Here is a 16,891-nt window from a genome sequence, read left to right as displayed (position 1 = left end):
CTCAGAATTAGTTACGCTGAATTAAATTTGTTAAGTCACCGTTATGCGTAGATTAATTCCTTTTTATCGCTCCATGCTATTTGCTAGTGCTCTAAGTTGGGTGCTAGTGACCCTGATGCCTGTTATCAATGCTCATGGTAACAGCATGGGTGTGTGGGCGACGCTATGTACGCTTAACGGTTTTGAATTGGTTCAAATCGAAGAAAGTGACAATGCCGTCAGCCATAAAGGCAAACCTTGTCCTTTTAGCCACTTTTCGACTTTTCATCATGATTCACTTCCAACTACACCAATACTTCCACAACTGAGCTTGGTCATTTCTGAAAGCTACACTTTTTTGGCTCTAAGTGTACGATTTGAAACGCCAGTTCCTCGTGCCCCACCAAAGTTAGCGTTGATAAACTTCTAGCGGCAAGCCATCTGGATCTTTGAAAAAGGTAAACGCTTTGCCTGTAAATTCATCGATGCGAATGGGCTCTACCTCAATTTCTCTCGTCTCTAAATATTCTTTAACATGCTCGACATCATCCACTTGAAAAGCAAGGTGGCGTAACCCCTGAGCTTCAGGAAAGCTCGGTCTCTCTGGTGCGTCCGGAAAGCTAAACAATTCAACTTGGCTGCCGTCAGGTAAAGCGAGGTCAAGCTTGTAGGAGTCTCTGGCTTCACGGTAATTTTCAGCAATGACTTTTAGCCCTAACAATTCGGTGTAAAAGCGTTTTGACCTTGGATAATCACTGCAAATGATCGCGACGTGATGAATGGCATTAAACATGGTTAACCTCTTCAAACATGGCTAGTATCCTCAAGCATGGTTAGCGTCCTCGGAGACTAAATGCTCCTTAACGAAGTCGATAAACACGCGCAGACGAGCAGGCATGTATTTGGTTTGCGCATACTGCATCGCGATAGCGCCGTGGTAGTTACTCTTTATCATCCAATCCGGTAGCACCTCTACCACTTCTCCTTGCTCTAACGCGTCTTTGATCACGAAGTCATGGAAGATCCCAATTCCCAAGCCAGACTTAACCCCATTCAAGCGCATTTGAGAGTGGTTGACGGCGTAGCGTCCACTTACTGCAATCGAGTGGAACGCTTCCTCTTTAAAGAACGACCAGATGTTGTCTTTGTCGTTCTCGGCAAGGTAAATACAGTCGTGCTGCTCAAGTTCGGTTGGGTGCTCAGGCATACCGTGTTTGGTGAGGTAATCTGGAGAAGCACATAAAACGAGATTGGTCTTGCTGATCTCTTTGAGTACCAGGTTCTCATCGGGTTTATCGGTAAGCTTAAATGCGACATCAATACCTTGGCGGAAAAGATCAATCTCACCATCTGCTGCACGCAGCTTAAGCTGAATATTTGGATAACGCTCTAGGAATGGCAACACAAATGGCTGAAGAACCGAATTAAGAAATGCTTCAGGGGCTGCAACTGTGAGTGCGCCTGTTGGCTCGGCATGATCTTCCGCAGATAGCTCAACGGCTTGCTGGGCGGCATTCACCATTGCGATGCTTTGGTCGTAAACCTTTTGTCCTGCTTGAGTGATCATCAACTTACGAGTCGTGCGCTCAAACAGTTTGACCGAGAGGGCTTGTTCCAACCGTGTGATCAACTTACTTAAAGCAGATGGTGTCACGCCGAGTTGTTTGGCTGCAGCGGTAAAACTGCCTTCGTTTACCACCAAGATAAACGAAGCAAGATCAGGAAGTAGGGCAATGAGTTTTGGATTAACCATAATTGTTCAGTTCTGCGCAGCGGAATAACGATATTGTCTGGTACGGTTTCACGAGGTTCAAGTGTCACCGTCTCGCTTTAACGATATTTTGCCAAAAATGCATTGAGTGCAGGCAAGCCAGATTCACCAGTATGGTATTGCTGCCAACAGTGATAAATGGCCGTTTCGTGGTCTGCAATCAACTCGATAGCTTCTTGCTCAGCGATTGAATACTGCTGTGAAGCTTTCACTTCTTCATGCCACTCTTGATACTTGACCTCATAAGGTTCTACCCACTTCAGAAGAGTTGCCACCAACTCCAGCCATGGCAACTCTATCCACTTGGTTGCGTCTGCCAAGCCTTTATCAAGCATCTCTTGGTGTCGGTTTTCGATATCCATGCCATTTGTCAGCATTACAGGCTTGAGCTTTTCTGCGGTGAGCTCTTCTACTTCAACCAAGGTTTGCCACAGCGTTTGTTGTTCACCATGGGCGTAATGGTTCAAGTAGTGGTTGAAAAAAGCGATGCCGTAGATTTCGCCATAGTAGGCAGACAGAACGTTATGAATCATGGTGAGAATCGTGATTTAAACAGGGAATACCGCATTGTAGGAGGGGAAAGCGCGAAGTGTAAACTCCTGATTAAGAGTAAAAAAGTGCTGCTGACAGAATTCGTACATAACTTGTGAGAGTTTTATGAGAATTCGATGAAGTTGCTGATAGATTTGCTCGTCATTCTTAGAGGCAAGAACGCAAAACGTTCGAAACGTAATGCTTAACCTACTCAAGTCACGAACAAAGAAGTAAAGCCGTACACATGGGCTTGGGTAGTTCAACCCTCATTAAAGGATGGAATCACAATGAAAAAACGTACCCAACTCGGACTCGTCATGACTTCAGTCGCTATGGCACTCGGCTCTGCATCAGTGAATGCGGCGGAATTGGAAATCACCGTGACAAACGCAACCAAAGGCATCTACTTTACGCCTCTTATTGTTGCCGCACATGGCTCTGATCTTCAAATGTTCAGAACGGGTCAAGCAGCGACTCCAGAACTAGAAGCAATGGCAGAAGGCGGTGATATCTCTGGGCTTGCTAGTGTGATTGGTAACGCTGGTGGTGCGGTGGTTGAGAATCCTGCTGGTGGTATTTTGAATCCAGGTGTTGCAACCACCTTCACCTTGGATAGTGGCGACCACGGTTATCTTTCGCTGAGCGCGATGTTGTTACCAACCAATGATGGTTTCGTCGGTCTGGATAGTTGGAAGATTCCAACGGAAGCGGGGACATACCGAGCAACGCTAAGAAGCTACGATGCCGGTACAGAAGCGAACGATGAACTTGCGTCTAGCATGCCAAACCCACCTTTCATTACCTTTGGTACTGGCGGCACAGGCGTTGAAGCAACGGTAACTAACGACAAAGTCCACGTGCATCCGGGTAACCTCGGTGATAGCGATCCAACCGGCGGCATCAGTGATCTAGACAGCAGCAGCCATCGTTGGTTAAACCCAGTTGCAACCATCACAATCGTTGTGAAGTAAGGGGGATGTATGAAAGTCAGAATCTTACTAGTAGCAGCTTCAGTCGGTTTGCTCGCCGGTTGTCCAAGCGATGATGATAACGACGTAGTGAAATCGTACAGCTACACCGTCAACGTGGCGAACTTGACTGCGAATCAACCAATGTCTCCGCTTGCGGTACTCACTCACAATGGTGACTACCAATTGTTTGAAATTGGCCAAGCCGCATCTGTTGAACTTGAGCATCTTGCCGAAGGCGGTAGTAACGCCGAGCTGATTGAGTTGATGAACAGTAATGACAGTGTTTACCAAGGTATTTCAGGTAATGGATTGGTTTTGCCGGGGGCATCGGACGAAGTTACCATCACGGTTGACCCTAGCCGTTACGGTTACTTGTCTGTGGCGTCTATGTTCGTGAACACCAACGATGCCTTTGTTGGCGACACGGGACTATCGCTCACATCGCTCGCAGTGGGTGAAAGTTATGAAATGAGCATGAACGTTTGGGATTCCGGCACGGAACTGAACGATGAACTTGCCGCAACCATTCCGGGCCCAGCAGGTGGCGGTGAGGGCTTCAATGCCGCTCGTAATGACAGCAGTGACGTTGTTGCATTCCATGCCGGTGTTGTTAGCCACGATGATGGATTAGCAAACTCAGCACTTTCTGCGAACCATCGTTTCTTGAATCCAGGTGCGAAAGTCACCATCACTCGAGTCGAGTAACACAGGCTCCGATGACGTCTCCTTTCCAAAGCGCTTTTAGCCGAGCGCTTTATCCCTCATGGCGTCATCGGAACCTTTTTTGAAAGAATTTCTAATTTGTTCCGGTCATGTGCAAAGTGAGGATACTCGAAGGCAAGGAAAGGACCATGGAACAACAGGCAATCAATTTAGTCGCGAACATCTTGTTGGTGGAAGATGACGATGATTTGGCAGAACTGGTTCAGATGCATCTCAAGTTTCAAGGACACCAAGTATCGCGAGCCGCAAATGTCGCCGATGCTAAAGCGCAATATCAGCAACAACCCTTTGATTTATTGATCCTTGACCGAGGTTTACCAGATGGTGATGGCCTAGACATCTGTCATTATTTGCGTCAGCAACAAGATTGGAATCCAGTGCTCATGCTGACAGCCAGAGACGGTGAAATGGACAAGGTTGACGGTTTAGAAGCGGGCGTTGATGACTACATCACTAAGCCGTTTAGCGTATTAGAATTCCAAGCACGAGTGCGAAACGTGCTGCGCCGAGTCAGTCAAACCGCAGAGGCCAAAGTAGCAAATGAAGTCCTCGACGAAGCGATGGATTTTGGTCCGCTAAGAATCATTCCGGAGTTGCACCAAGTATCCCTAAACGACAAGGATGTCACTCTTACCGCGACAGAGTTTACTTTGCTGCAGTTTCTCGCGACTCGTCCGGGCAGAGTCTACAGTAAAGATGAATTGCTCGATCACGTATGGAACACCAGTCATTCTGGTTATCACCACACGGTGTGTAGCACCATTAACCGTTTACGCAGCAAATTGTCTTTGTCTGATTCAGATCATCACTTCATCCAAACCGTGTGGGGCGTTGGGTATAAGTTTCAGCCAAGACACTAATGCAAAAAAGCAAGTCAAAACATCAAGCCAGACAGTAAGTTGGCAGTTGTTTCACCGTCATTTTTCAATCATCACGGGTGTTTCAAAAACACCGCTGTTTAAGGAGGCGATAGGATGAGCTTCAAATCTCGCTTAGTGGTATTTACCAGCTTGTGGTTCTGCCTCGTGGCGGTGGTGATTGCACTGACTTACAATTGGCAAAAAGAAACCATTGAGTTACGGACTAAGCAAAGCCTGCATAAAGAACTAGCCAGTCACATGCGTGACGATAATCCGCTGATGATCGGGACGGATTACAACCCTAAAGCGCTTAAGTCGATCTTTCATACGCTCATGTTGATCGGCCCTGATTTTGAAATCTATTTCCTCGATAGCCAAGGCAATATCACCACCCATGCTGCGCCAGATGGTGCAAAGCTTATGGACTCGGTGGATCTGAACCCCATTCAGCGATTCTTAAACAACGAACCGCTTCCCATCTTAGGCGAAGATCCTCGTAATCGCGGTGAACATAAAGTGTTTTCTGTTGCGGCGATAGAGGAATTAGGCTCTACGGTCGGTTATCTCTATGTGGTGATTGGCAGTACCCGACATGACGCCATTGCTAATGCGCAAGTCGATACCCCTTACATCGCGCTGGCAGGATTGGTCTTAGTGTCCATTTTAGGCTTTGCTCTAGGGGCTTATGTGCTGGTGAAACGTAGCCTATTGAACCCGATTGAGCGCGTGACCAAGCAACTTCAACAGCAAGCCGAACATGATTTTCACCTGCAACCTGACTTTACTCACCAAGTGCCGGAACTCGTGCCGATTGCGCACTCTTATCAGATGATGGCGAAGCACATTCAGCAGCAGTTTTTACAGTTGGAGTATCAGTCTTCTCATCGTCGTCAGAGCTTGTTGCAGCTCAGTCATGATTTAAAAACGCCGTTATCGAGCGTGCTTGGCTATCTGGAAACGTGGCGTTTGAAACATCCGGAATCTGATCCTTTGATTGATGTCGCGTTCCGAAATTGTGAGAAGCTCTCAACTCAATTGCATTCTTTATTAGACGCTGCCCGTAAAGAAGCCCCAATGCCAAACTACGAGTACCGCCCCATAGATCTTGGCGCATTGATGGCAGAATGTGCCGAGACGATGCAGAGCCAGTTTTCTCGTAAAGAAGTGGTGTTGAAAGTGGATATCGATAGCGAAATCCAAACCGTGGGTGACAAGGGGCTATTGGAGCGGTTGGTATTTAACCTGCTTGAAAATGCATTACGCCACAGCCCAATTGGCTCAGAAGTGCATTGCCAAGCGCATTTGAGTGAAGATAAGTCGCGAATCCTGTTCACTTTTGTCAACCGAATTGATAAAGATGCCGTCGGTGGCGCATTAGGAATTGGTACAAAGATAGTGCAGTCAATTTTAATGTTGCACCACAGCTACTTAGAGACGTGTGAGACGGACACTGAGTATCAACAAAAATTCGCACTTCTCGCTGCCTGAGGAGAAGCGCGAATTTGGCTTATCGAATGACTACTTAATAACGCCACATACAACGCGCGCACCGCCGCCGCCTAATTTAGCGGGGTGGTCGGAGTGATTGTCGCCGCCAGCATGAATCATTAACGCTCGTCCTTTTAAATCTGATAATTTTAGGCGAGGCGCGACAACGGGCTGATTGGCATTGCCATCCATGTCCACATAGAGTGGAGGCAGGTCGCCTAAATGATTGTCATCGGTCCAAGGGTAGCCATGTTTCCCTGTGTTGCTGGGGTCATAGTGACCACCTGCTGCACCGCCAAGGACGGTTTTGCCATTCTTCTCCGCGCTATCGCACGATGGTTTGGTGTGAACATGGAAGCCGTGCACCCCTGATGACAAACCTGATAACTGAGGCATAAATACCACGCCATAGTCACTTTGTGAAATCTCAATGGTGCCAGCGCTCTTCTTACTGTTGAGATCGGTCATCGCGACAGTCTGCGCAAGTACGTTAGGGGCGGCTACGAGAGTGGCAGCAACTGAAATGCATAGCAATCCTTTTAACATGGGACTTCCTTCTTTTTGGTTGTACGCTCAAGCACATATTAGTGAAAACTTCTCTTCCTTATGTCTGTTGAGCGGTGGGTTTATGTCAGAGAGTGATGTGTCTCACTCTATGGTCTTAAACTGGTATCTATCTGCGAAATCAGTTCTCCATTATTAAGACTTAACATATTGAGATTGTTCAGATATAAAAAGAATAGACGTCAATCAAAAAATAATCTGAATATTTTTAAATTAACGCAAAGTTAAATTTTTAATGACTTTATAACAAAGCTCATAATTGTTTTATAAAGAAGTTGTCGGAATTGTCTTCTATAAAAAGTAATCAATTTAATGAATATTTTAATGTGAATATGGTTGTTTATAGGTTTATGGTCAAACTGTTGCTTATATCATCAAATAAGATAAAAAATTGGAACTAAAGTCACTTAATGGCAGAGGAAAAAATTAAACTCTGGTTTTAATGGGTAATAATGTTTTAGTAACAGATAGTTACGCACTTAAAATTAATAATATGGCTAATTTCCGACAAGGATTGAAAAAGATGAAAGACAAGGAATCTATTCAGACTAATAGCAGCCGCCGTAATTTTCTGAAAGGCGCAACAGGAGCTGTTGTTGCTGGTGTGAGTGCTTCCGCTTTCTCGGGCGCAGTTCAAGCACGAGAACAGAAAATTGATTGGAGCAGCCGCGGGCTAGGTAGAAAACACGATAAGCGCTTTTGGCGTAAAGTGCAACGACAGTTCGTTTTGGATAAACGTACGACTTACATGAACATTGGCACAACGGGTTCTATGCCAAGACAAGTTCTTCAAGATTACGAGCATAACAACAAGTTGGTGGCTAAATATCCTTGGGATATGAAGGGCAAATTTGGCTCTTGGCCTTATGTCTCTGAGATGGTTCAAGAAGTAGCGCCTGGCTTTGGTGCTAACCCAGAAGAAATCATTCTCAGCCGCAATACTACTGATGGTCTATGTTCGATCATTAACGGCTTACACTTTGAACCAGGTGATGTGATTTTAACGACGCACCATGAGCATATGGCAGCGACATCACCGATGAACGTCGCAAAACATCGTTTTGGCGTCGATGTTGTTGAAATTCAACTACCAGTATTTACCGGTACTGAAGACGTTTCTGAACAAGATTACATCCAAGCTTTCCGCGACGCGCTTGATGCGCATCAAAACGTTCGCCTCATCATGTTCTCTCATATCACCTATAAAACGGGAACGGCGTTACCAGCCAAAGCCATTTGTGCTTTAGCGAAAGAATATGGTGTGCCTACGCTTGTAGATGGAGCGCATACTGTCGGTATGTTTGACCTCGATTTCCATGATATGGATTGTGATTTCTATGCAGGTTCTGGTCACAAATGGCAGTGTGGTCCTGGCGCAACCGGTATTTTGTACGTACGTGATAACGCCAATCGCTTGAATGAGTATTGGAGTGATCGTGAAAACCCGTTGTGGTTGATCAACTCTTCACTTTCTCATGCTGATTACTTAGGCAAACAATTACAGATGCAGTACATCGGGAACGACAACTATCCTGCGAAACAAGCGTTAGTTGATAGCTGCAAAATGTGGGATGAGATTGGTCGTGACCGCATTGAGGAACGTGTTCTAAGTCTTGGTAGTTTGTGTAAAACCTTACTACAAGAGTACTTGCCACAAGCCCAAATGTACTCGCCAAACGTGGAAGGTTTAACGAGTGGCTTAACCACAGTTAACCCATTCTCTGATGTGACGAATGAAGACATATTGACTGAATTCAGAGATCGTCTGCGTGAAGAATATGGCTATATCATTCGAACAACCAGCTTTAAGCTGCATAAAGATGATGACTTTGATACTTACGCACTCCGTATCTCCACGCACTTGTTCCATGACGAGCAGGATGTTGAAGGGCTCGTGGTGGCGATGACGAATTTGTATTACTCGTCGTTCTAACATCGTTGTTTATCACTCAAGCGCCCGTTATTGGGCGCTTTGTGAAAGGTAAGGATATTATTATGTCAGTCAAAACATTCAAAAGAACTTTAGCGGCGATGGCGCTTATGGCGGCCTCTGTTATGTCCTCTTCCGCTTGGTCAGACGACTTACAACAGATTCGTGATCGCGGAGTGTTGCGCCATATTGGTGTGCCGTACGCTAACTTCGTTTCTTATATTGAACAAGGTGAAGTGGAAACCTTGACTGGCTTAGATGTAGAGATAGTAAAAGGCTTTGCCAAGTCGTTGGGCGTTAAGTACCAATATGTTCCAGCTCAGTGGAGCGATATGGTCGGTAAGCTGACGGGCCAAGATGTTCAATACCATAATAAGCAAGCCGTTGTGGGAGAAAGTGTTCTAATCGAGGGTGACTTGATCGCAAATGGCGTTACCATTCTTGACTGGCGCTCTGAAGTTTTAGACTTTTCACAAGATTACTTCCCGTCGGGCGTTTGGTTAGTTTCCAGAACAGATTCCACGCTGAGTCCGATTAAACCCAGTGGTTCGGTTGATGAAGATGTAAAAACCGTCAAGCAGCTTATTCATGGTCGCGAAGTGTTGGCGTTGGAGCACTCTTGTTTGGACCCTAACCTTTATGACTTATATGACACAGGCGCAAAAGTCATACTGCCTGATGGGGCTCGTCTTCTTAATGAGATGGTGCCAGCGATAATGAAAAATGATGCGGAAAGCACATTACTAGACGTCGCCGATACGTTAATTGCATTAGAAAAATGGCCAGGTGAAATAAAAGTCATTGGTCCAGTATCCGAAAATCAGAAAATGGCTGTTGCATTCCGGAAAAACTCGCCGGAATTACGCAAAGCATTTGATCGTTATTTAGATTCAATAAAGAAAGATGGAACCTACGAAAAATTAGTAAAAAAATACTATCCATCTATTTACTACTTTTATAACGATTACTTCATAGAAGATAGTAAGAAAATCCGATGAAAAAGGCCGTTAAAAAAATATCCAGTAAAAAATTTATTGCAATAAGCGCAATATTAGTCTCTATTTATTTAGCTATGCTTATTGTTGTGACAAGTTTGGGGCAAAATAAATTAAAAGAATCCCAGCATAGGGAACTCGGTTTAAAAGTAAAAAGTTACGCAAGCACACTCGATAATTTATTTACCATTGCTAGTGAAGATGTTGATAATTTATCTACAGATAAAACAGTACAAACATTCTTTGCTAATTTAGCCTCTGGCATGTCAATGGAGTACGGGTTAGGAGCGAGTTTAATTAACTTGAAGCGTCGTTTCGATGAAAAGATAGATGGTAAGTTAATTAATAGCAGCCAAATCTATAAAAAGCTCACACTGGTAGGCAGTGATGGCACAACGATTGTCACGACGGGCTCTGAAGACAACACAGAGCAGAAGGTGGATATCCAAACTTTAATGACTCAACATGGGCATCCCGAAGAGGTTTGTGCAACTCGATATAACGACGACGTGCGTATTCAAGTCATCAAGCAAGTCAAGTTCTCTGGAAAGCCAGTTGCCTTTCTAATTGCAGATCTCAATAAAAACATTGTTATTGATCAGCTCACTAATCAAGAGCACGAAGACAGTTATAGCCGGATGGTGCTCAAAATAAAAGACGTTGAGATGGTCGTATGGGATACAATAAATAAAACGTCTTCTCATAATAAAGATGAGAATTATTTAATATCTGAAGCCGTTGATGGAAAGATATATTTTGAAGTGCCTGTTGAAAAACATCACTTCAAACTTATGGCTTGGTTTGAGCCTTTGAGTGAGCGAGATATTTTCACATCACGGATCTTCATTCTCGGTTTGAGTATTCTTGCTGTTATGGTTGTTATTGCGCTGTGTTATGCGTTCATCACAAACAATAATAGAATTGAATTGAAAATTAAACTTGAAGAAGAGAAAAAGCGAAAAGACATACTTTCTCAACAGAACCGAAAACTAACTAACGAAATTGAACGCCGAAAAGCGTCTGAAAAAGAACTCGCCTTCCAAGCTAAATACGATACGTTGACTAACTTGCCTAATCGCAGCTACGGTTCTGAGAGACTGGCTTTGGAGTTGATTAGAGCGTCACGTAGTGGTTCAAAAGTATTGGTCATGTTTATTGATTTAGACCACTTTAAGCAGATTAACGATTCAATGGGTCACTTTGTTGGCGACGAGATCCTTAAACTTAGTGCTCAACGACTGCATCAAGTCGCGAGAAAAACAGACTTATTGGCGAGAATTGGTGGGGATGAGTTTTTATTAGTGATTCCTGACTTGCCTGATAATGACACCGCGAAGCGCGTTGCTTCAAGCGTGCTTTCGGCGTTTAACGATCCATTTGTATGGAACAACCATGAATTCTTCTTGAGTAGCAGCGTCGGAATGTCTGTATTTCCGGATGATGGAGATAATGCCGAGCAGCTCCTCGCCTGTGCTGACATGGCGATGTATCGCGTGAAGCAAGATGGACGCGATGCCTTCTGCTTTTATAACCACAATATGAACCAAGACTTGCAACGCTATTTGGATTTGGAAAATCGACTAAGAAATGCCATCTCCAGCCAATTACTAGAGTTGTATTATCAACCTATTATTGAGCTGCGCAGTGGTAAAATTGTTGGCGCAGAAGCGTTAATGCGTTGGAATGATGAGAAGTACGGATTCGTAAATCCTGAAGAGTTTATCTCTATTGCTGAGAAAAATGGCTTGATTCATCAAATTGGTGAATTCGCTATCCAGCAAGCGTGCCGCCAAGCGGCGCAATGGCAAAGCCTGACGCCGCTGTTTGTTTCTGTGAATTTCTCCAGTGTTCAATTTAGGTATTGTGATCGCTTACTTGCGTTTATTAAGAACAGCCTTGAGGAGTCTGGTCTTCCATCAGATAAGTTCGATATTGAAGTGACAGAGAGCCTTCTCTTTAACCACGACTCAGAGCTATTAGACATGCTCAATAACTTAAGAGCGTTAGGCACTAAGCTTACCATCGATGACTTTGGTACTGGCTATTCTGCGTTGAGTTACTTACAGAAATTCCCGTTCGATCGCCTTAAGATTGATCGCAGCTTTATGCAAAATATGTTCGAAAACGACTCCGATCGTGAGCTCGTCAACGTGATCATTGCAATGGCGAAAGCGCTGAACCTTAAGATTGTTGCTGAAGGCATTGAAGAACAGCGTCATGTCGATTATCTAAAAGACTTAAACTGTGAGTTCGGGCAAGGTTTCCACTATAGCCGCCCGTTACCAGCCAAAGACTTTGAAGCACTACTTAAACAACCAACTGGGCGATAACTCCTTTTATTACAATATTATAGGAAAGCATTAATTGAATTCGTGCCTTGAATTCATTAATGCTTTTCCACCTTAAGGGATAATCCTTCTTCCTTCCTTGAATTACACTACAATTAATTGATGAGTGATAGCCCGTGATGCCCGTCACATAAAGGCTCAACCTAATTCTAAACGAGTAAATACTCGCCAAAATAACCAGGAAGGAATTTCAAATGTCTTCTGCATTCTACCAACAGATTCAGCAGCAAATTGAAGAAGTGAAGGCTGAAGGTCTTTACAAATCAGAGCGCGTAGTCACGTCTCAGCAGCAAGCGGCTGTTAAAATCTCTACCGGTGAAGAAGTATTAAACTTCTGTGCAAACAACTACCTTGGTCTTGCTAACCATCCTGCGCTAATTGAAGCGGGTAAAGCGGGTATGGACGAACACGGCTTTGGTATGGCTTCAGTACGTTTCATCTGTGGTACTCAAGACATCCACAAAGAGCTTGAGCAGAAGTTGTCTAAGTTCCTAGGTAAAGAAGATACGATTCTTTACACCTCTTGCTTCGATGCAAACGCAGGTCTGTTCGAAACCATTCTCGGTAAAGAAGACGCAATTATTTCAGACGCACTAAACCATGCGTCAATCATCGACGGTGTTCGTCTATGTAAAGCAATGCGCTTCCGTTACTCAAATAACAACATGGAAGAGCTAGAGCAACAACTGATTGCTGCGAAAGAAGCAGGCGCACGCCATATTCTTATCGTTACAGACGGCGTGTTCTCAATGGATGGCGTAGTGGCGAACCTTCCGGCTATTTGTGACCTAGCTGAAAAATACGGCGCACTGACCATGGTTGATGACTCTCACGCGGTTGGCTTCATGGGTAAAACGGGTGCAGGTACGCACGAATACCACAACGTGGTTGACCGTATCGACATCATTACAGGTACGCTAGGTAAAGCAATGGGTGGCGCTTCAGGCGGTTACACATCAGGTAAAGCGGAAGTGATCGACTGGCTACGTCAGCGTTCTCGTCCATACCTATTCTCTAACTCTGTTGCACCAGCAATCGTAAGCGCTTCTATCCGAGTTCTAGATCTACTAGAAGAGAGCGGTGACCTACGTGACCGTCTATGGGAAAACGCAGCACACTTCCGCGCACGTATGGAAGCTGCTGGTTTCACAATGGGCGGCGCTGACCATGCGATCATTCCAATCATGCTAGGTGATGCGAAAGTGGCAGCAGAATTTGCTGAGCGAGCACTAGAGAAAGGCATCTACGTAATCGGCTTCTCATTCCCTGTGGTACCAAAAGGCCAAGCGCGTATCCGTACTCAAATGTCAGCAGCGCATTCTCGTGAGCAGCTAGATCGTGCAATTGATGCGTTCATCGAAGTTGGTAAGGACATGGGTCTTATTTAAGACTCTAGGTCCTAGATAATAGGGCCTTTAATTAAGGTTACATTATGAAAATTAAAGCATTATCAAAGCTAAAGCCTGAAGAAGGCATCTGGATGACTGAGGTTGATAAACCTGAAGTTGGCCATAACGATATTCTGATCAAAATTAAGAAAACCGCTATCTGTGGTACAGACGTACACATCTACAACTGGGACGAATGGTCACAAAAGACAATTCCAGTTCCTATGGTTGTCGGTCACGAATACGTGGGTGAAGTGGTTGCGATTGGTCAGGAAGTTCGTGGCTTTGAAATTGGTGACCGCGTATCTGGTGAAGGTCACATAACTTGTGGTCACTGCCGTAACTGTCGTGGCGGTCGTACTCACTTGTGTCGCAACACGATCGGTGTGGGTGTAAACCGTGAAGGCGCATTTGCAGAATACCTAGTGATTCCTGCATTTAACGCGTTTAAGATCCCTGACGAGATTTCTGACGATCTAGCATCGATCTTCGACCCGTTCGGTAACGCGGTACACACTGCGCTTTCTTTCGATCTAGTCGGTGAAGACGTGCTCATCACTGGTGCTGGCCCAATCGGCATCATGGCCGCCGCAGTTGCGAAACACGTCGGCGCTCGTCATGTGGTTATCACAGACGTAAACGAGTACCGTTTAGAGCTAGCTCGTAAAATGGGTGTAACACGCGCAGTAAATGTTGCTGAAGAGAAGCTTGAAGATGTAATGGCTGAACTAGGCATGACAGAAGGCTTTGACGTAGGCCTAGAAATGTCTGGTAACCCAGCGGCATTCAACTCAATGCTAACCACAATGAACCACGGTGGTCGTATTGCATTACTCGGTATTCCACCATCAGATATGGGCATTGATTGGAACCAAGTGATCTTCAAAGGCCTAGTTATCAAAGGCATCTATGGTCGTGAAATGTTCGAAACATGGTACAAGATGGCTTCACTGATTCAATCTGGTTTGGATCTATCACCAATTATCACGCACCACTACAAGATTGATGACTTCCAAGAAGGCTTCGATGTCATGCGTTCAGGCATGTCTGGCAAAGTGATCCTTGATTGGGAATAATCTGCTCAAATAAGAAAGCGCTCCGAAAGGGGCGTTTTTTCGTTTTTTAAACGCTTAGATTTTTTATTATTTAGCTCACACCCTATCTCTTTTCGTTTCTAAAAGCTGTCTAATTCAGAAAAAACTGCCTTCTTCGTGTTTCAACGTATGCAGAATACACAAAGGCCTTTTATTTTGTGTGGTTAATTGGTGGTTTTATATTCCAACCTAAAAGAATATCTCGGTGTAAAGCACTGCTTTTCTTTTGACAACTACAATGAACTGACTTCTTTTTATCTTTTTAATCTTGATATGCACTTTGTTTTATTTGTTGAGCTATAACTAATAATACAATCATCTGGATAGAGTTCACAGAGATAGAAATGGAGCTTCATATGAAAAAATTTTTTTTGATTATTCCCTTGTTATTTACAGTGTTGAGCTTACAAACGAGGGCAGAGACAATTAGCGGCACGATAGATGTTTCGATCAATTTAGTGGAAGGCTGTGTCATTAATGGCAACAATGCGGTGAACGGTTCCAGTAATATTGGTTTTGGCTCATTAAATTTTGGTGACGTTCCGGCCATTTTTACTGAGCAAGAAGCAGTCTTGACTGGGGAAGGTGGTACAGGGATCGAAATACTTTGCAGCAATGGAGTCACGCCTACTTTCTCTTTAGTCAGTGGTGCCAACGATCCCAGTTCGACGACAGGTAATCACGCAATGACCAACGGATCCGAGTTTGTGGATTACACTCTCTTCACTGATTCAGATCGTTCTACCCAGTTTACCTCGAGTAACCCTATAGCACTCTCTACATTTAATGGTGTTGATTCAGAGACCATTAATTTGTACGCCACGGCATACGGTACCAGCAGCGTCGCAGGAAATTATGTTGATACACTAAACGTAACTCTGAGTTGGTAAGTGAACTCTATATTACTCAAAGCATTTTTATTCATCGCCTGTGCCACTTTTTCCTATCCTATTTTTGCAGCGCAGAGTGAAACTTTCCAAGTGTCAGCGACCATTGACACGGGATGTCTGATCAATGGTGCGCTGACAGGAGAGAGTAACACTCAAATTGGAACAATAGGAGAGTTAAACTTTGGTGAACATTCTGCTATTTATGCTGCGGAAGTAGAAGGCAGCATCACCTACAACGGTGGGCTTACGTTAAGTTGTACCCCTGGCATAGCCATGAATATTAAGATTGACGGTGGTTTGAACGCTTCGGTAGGGGGACGCAAGCTGAAGCACACAGAAAAGTCGAGTACGGTGGATTATTTATTATTTGAAGATGCAGAACACTCTCAAGTATTAGACATTGATACCCCCTATTCTGTTGGAGCTAATGAAGACCCTGACAACATTCAGGTGCCAATTTGGGCAAAGGCGATATTAAATGGAAATGAAATCGCTGGTATTTATACAGATACTCTTACCTTAACGCTTGAGTGGTAAGCGCTGTTTCGAAGAAATGATAACCTTCGGAGAAATTAAATGGATTTAATAATAAAAAGACTGGTTTTCGTCACTATTTTCTTATCAACGTTAACTTCACAGGCCTATGCTAATTCTCTCCTTATTTGGCCTATTTACCCTAAAATATCTTCTGAATCGAATGCGACATCAATTTGGATGGTTAATCAAGGCACTGAAGATTTTTATTTGCAGGTTCGTATTTTTCAGTGGGGGCAGAAGGATGGGCAGGATACATATGCGCAGCAACGACAACTGATAGCTACGCCTCCTTTTGTGAAAATTGCACCTGGTGCCAAGCAACTTATTCGTATATTAAATCAAGATGGAGCGCTTTCGAATAAAGAGTACGCATATCGTATTATCATCGATGAACTCCCGCCAGCTAAAGGGCCTCAAGATGAAAATAAAGAAAATGATCTGGCAGTAAAAGTGAGAATGAGATATTCCATACCATTGTTTATGTACGGTAAAGGGATGAAAAGACAATCCCAAGGAACAAATGAAGTTTGGAGCGGACTACAGGCAAAGATTATAAAGAGTAAAGATAAGAACCTTATTCATATAGAAAACACCACTAATCACTATGTCAGATTAGTCAACCTAGCAGTGACCGCGCCAAACCAATCGCCTTTTATCGTTTCGAAAGGGTTAGCAGGGTATATATTACCTGAGCAATATAAAACGTGGCCTATTTCTTACTCCAATATGAAAAATATAAAAGTAAAGGCGGATATTGAAGGTAAGCGTTACGTTATTCCACTCGAACAAAATGAATAAGATTTTATATCTATCTTGTTT

17 protein-coding genes are annotated in these 16,891 nt (G+C 44.1%); 13 read left to right on the top strand and 4 right to left on the bottom strand.

Features of this window, described 5'->3' with window-relative positions; translation table 11 throughout:
- The first annotated feature begins 43 nt into the window (after positions 1-43).
- Positions 44-409 (top strand): hypothetical protein, encoded by a 366-nt coding sequence (locus L3V27_RS06425; RefSeq protein ID WP_080619260.1) that lies wholly within the window; start codon positions 44-46, stop codon positions 407-409.
- Here L3V27_RS06425 and L3V27_RS06420 read toward each other — a convergent pair.
- From L3V27_RS06420 to L3V27_RS06410, 3 genes are all read right to left on the bottom strand, one after another.
- Entirely contained in the window at positions 389-772 is a 384-nt protein-coding gene (locus tag L3V27_RS06420; protein ID WP_048625392.1) for a VOC family protein, read from the bottom strand. The genes L3V27_RS06425 and L3V27_RS06420 overlap by 21 nt on opposite strands.
- A 30-nt stretch (positions 773-802) precedes the next feature.
- On the bottom strand, positions 803-1,732 hold the full coding sequence (locus L3V27_RS06415) for a LysR family transcriptional regulator (protein WP_237311344.1): 930 nt from the start codon (positions 1,730-1,732) through the stop codon (positions 803-805).
- A gap of 77 nt (positions 1,733-1,809) precedes the next feature.
- Positions 1,810-2,283, bottom strand: a complete 474-nt coding sequence (locus tag L3V27_RS06410; protein ID WP_237311342.1) for a hypothetical protein — start codon at positions 2,281-2,283, stop codon at positions 1,810-1,812.
- Positions 2,284-2,571: 288 nt separating this feature from the next.
- Between L3V27_RS06410 and L3V27_RS06405 the strand changes: the two genes are divergently transcribed.
- From L3V27_RS06405 to L3V27_RS06390, 4 genes are all read left to right on the top strand, one after another.
- The gene (locus L3V27_RS06405) at positions 2,572-3,255 is read left to right on the top strand and encodes a spondin domain-containing protein (protein WP_005384002.1); all 684 of its coding nucleotides are present in this window, start codon (positions 2,572-2,574) and stop codon (positions 3,253-3,255) included.
- Positions 3,256-3,264: 9 nt separating this feature from the next.
- On the top strand, positions 3,265-3,960 hold the full coding sequence (locus L3V27_RS06400; RefSeq protein WP_237311341.1) for a spondin domain-containing protein: 696 nt from the start codon (positions 3,265-3,267) through the stop codon (positions 3,958-3,960).
- A 146-nt stretch (positions 3,961-4,106) separates the two neighbouring features.
- On the top strand, positions 4,107-4,838 hold the full coding sequence (locus tag L3V27_RS06395) for a response regulator transcription factor (RefSeq protein ID WP_237311338.1): 732 nt from the start codon (positions 4,107-4,109) through the stop codon (positions 4,836-4,838).
- A 114-nt stretch (positions 4,839-4,952) separates the two neighbouring features.
- Positions 4,953-6,326, top strand: a complete 1,374-nt coding sequence (locus L3V27_RS06390) for a HAMP domain-containing sensor histidine kinase (RefSeq protein ID WP_237311336.1) — start codon at positions 4,953-4,955, stop codon at positions 6,324-6,326.
- 30 nt (positions 6,327-6,356) lie between these two features.
- Here L3V27_RS06390 and L3V27_RS06385 read toward each other — a convergent pair whose 3' ends face one another.
- The gene (locus L3V27_RS06385; protein WP_048625386.1) at positions 6,357-6,872 is read right to left on the bottom strand and encodes a superoxide dismutase family protein; all 516 of its coding nucleotides are present in this window, start codon (positions 6,870-6,872) and stop codon (positions 6,357-6,359) included.
- A 541-nt stretch (positions 6,873-7,413) separates the two neighbouring features.
- Between L3V27_RS06385 and L3V27_RS06380 the strand changes: the two genes are divergently transcribed.
- From L3V27_RS06380 to L3V27_RS06345, 8 genes are all read left to right on the top strand, one after another.
- Positions 7,414-8,823, top strand: a complete 1,410-nt coding sequence (locus tag L3V27_RS06380; RefSeq protein WP_006741963.1) for an aminotransferase class V-fold PLP-dependent enzyme — start codon at positions 7,414-7,416, stop codon at positions 8,821-8,823.
- Between the two features lie 62 nt (positions 8,824-8,885).
- Positions 8,886-9,818: a transporter substrate-binding domain-containing protein gene (locus tag L3V27_RS06375; protein WP_237311334.1), complete on the top strand. Its 933-nt coding sequence runs from the start codon at positions 8,886-8,888 to the stop codon at positions 9,816-9,818.
- Complete coding sequence (locus L3V27_RS06370) at positions 9,815-12,145, top strand: bifunctional diguanylate cyclase/phosphodiesterase (protein WP_237311333.1); 2,331 nt, start codon at positions 9,815-9,817, stop codon at positions 12,143-12,145. The genes L3V27_RS06375 and L3V27_RS06370 overlap by 4 nt, the downstream gene beginning before the upstream one ends.
- Positions 12,146-12,357: 212 nt before the next feature.
- Positions 12,358-13,551 carry a glycine C-acetyltransferase gene (locus L3V27_RS06365; protein ID WP_237311331.1) on the top strand — a complete coding sequence of 398 codons (1,194 nt, stop codon included), beginning with the start codon at positions 12,358-12,360 and terminating at the stop codon, positions 13,549-13,551.
- Between the two features lie 44 nt (positions 13,552-13,595).
- A complete protein-coding gene (gene tdh, locus L3V27_RS06360; RefSeq protein WP_005394871.1) occupies positions 13,596-14,627 on the top strand; it encodes an L-threonine 3-dehydrogenase in 1,032 nt (343 codons plus the stop codon).
- A 374-nt stretch (positions 14,628-15,001) separates the two neighbouring features.
- A complete protein-coding gene (locus tag L3V27_RS06355) occupies positions 15,002-15,535 on the top strand; it encodes a spore coat protein U domain-containing protein (protein WP_237311329.1) in 534 nt (177 codons plus the stop codon).
- Entirely contained in the window at positions 15,536-16,072 is a 537-nt protein-coding gene (locus L3V27_RS06350) for a spore coat U domain-containing protein (protein ID WP_237311327.1), read from the top strand.
- A gap of 39 nt (positions 16,073-16,111) precedes the next feature.
- Positions 16,112-16,870: a molecular chaperone gene (locus L3V27_RS06345; protein ID WP_237311325.1), complete on the top strand. Its 759-nt coding sequence runs from the start codon at positions 16,112-16,114 to the stop codon at positions 16,868-16,870.
- The last annotated feature ends 21 nt before the right edge of the window (positions 16,871-16,891 follow it).

Origin of the sequence: Vibrio sp. J2-3(2022) (genome assembly GCF_021725735.1) — a bacterium.
In the GTDB taxonomy this organism is placed as follows: Bacteria; Pseudomonadota; Gammaproteobacteria; order Enterobacterales; family Vibrionaceae; genus Vibrio; species Vibrio diabolicus.
The sequence above is the reverse complement of the archived record's forward strand: the minus strand, read 5'-3'. Positions and strand labels throughout refer to the sequence as shown.

Bases quoted from the DNA above. Each gene is read 5' to 3' on its own strand.
- L3V27_RS06370 (WP_237311333.1), top strand. From the start codon at position 9,815: ATGAAAAAGGCCGTTAAAAAAATATCCAGTAAAAAATTTATTGCAATA.
- L3V27_RS06345 (WP_237311325.1), top strand. From the start codon at position 16,112: ATGGATTTAATAATAAAAAGACTGGTTTTCGTCACTATTTTCTTATCA.
- tdh (WP_005394871.1), top strand. From the start codon at position 13,596: ATGAAAATTAAAGCATTATCAAAGCTAAAGCCTGAAGAAGGCATCTGG.
- L3V27_RS06415 (WP_237311344.1), bottom strand. From the start codon at position 1,732: ATGGTTAATCCAAAACTCATTGCCCTACTTCCTGATCTTGCTTCGTTT.
- L3V27_RS06400 (WP_237311341.1), top strand. From the start codon at position 3,265: ATGAAAGTCAGAATCTTACTAGTAGCAGCTTCAGTCGGTTTGCTCGCC.
- L3V27_RS06395 (WP_237311338.1), top strand. From the start codon at position 4,107: ATGGAACAACAGGCAATCAATTTAGTCGCGAACATCTTGTTGGTGGAA.
- L3V27_RS06420 (WP_048625392.1), bottom strand. From the start codon at position 772: ATGTTTAATGCCATTCATCACGTCGCGATCATTTGCAGTGATTATCCA.
- L3V27_RS06390 (WP_237311336.1), top strand. From the start codon at position 4,953: ATGAGCTTCAAATCTCGCTTAGTGGTATTTACCAGCTTGTGGTTCTGC.
- L3V27_RS06380 (WP_006741963.1), top strand. From the start codon at position 7,414: ATGAAAGACAAGGAATCTATTCAGACTAATAGCAGCCGCCGTAATTTT.
- L3V27_RS06355 (WP_237311329.1), top strand. From the start codon at position 15,002: ATGAAAAAATTTTTTTTGATTATTCCCTTGTTATTTACAGTGTTGAGC.
- L3V27_RS06375 (WP_237311334.1), top strand. From the start codon at position 8,886: ATGTCAGTCAAAACATTCAAAAGAACTTTAGCGGCGATGGCGCTTATG.
- L3V27_RS06405 (WP_005384002.1), top strand. From the start codon at position 2,572: ATGAAAAAACGTACCCAACTCGGACTCGTCATGACTTCAGTCGCTATG.
- L3V27_RS06385 (WP_048625386.1), bottom strand. From the start codon at position 6,872: ATGTTAAAAGGATTGCTATGCATTTCAGTTGCTGCCACTCTCGTAGCC.
- L3V27_RS06365 (WP_237311331.1), top strand. From the start codon at position 12,358: ATGTCTTCTGCATTCTACCAACAGATTCAGCAGCAAATTGAAGAAGTG.
- L3V27_RS06410 (WP_237311342.1), bottom strand. From the start codon at position 2,283: ATGATTCATAACGTTCTGTCTGCCTACTATGGCGAAATCTACGGCATC.
- L3V27_RS06425 (WP_080619260.1), top strand. From the start codon at position 44: ATGCGTAGATTAATTCCTTTTTATCGCTCCATGCTATTTGCTAGTGCT.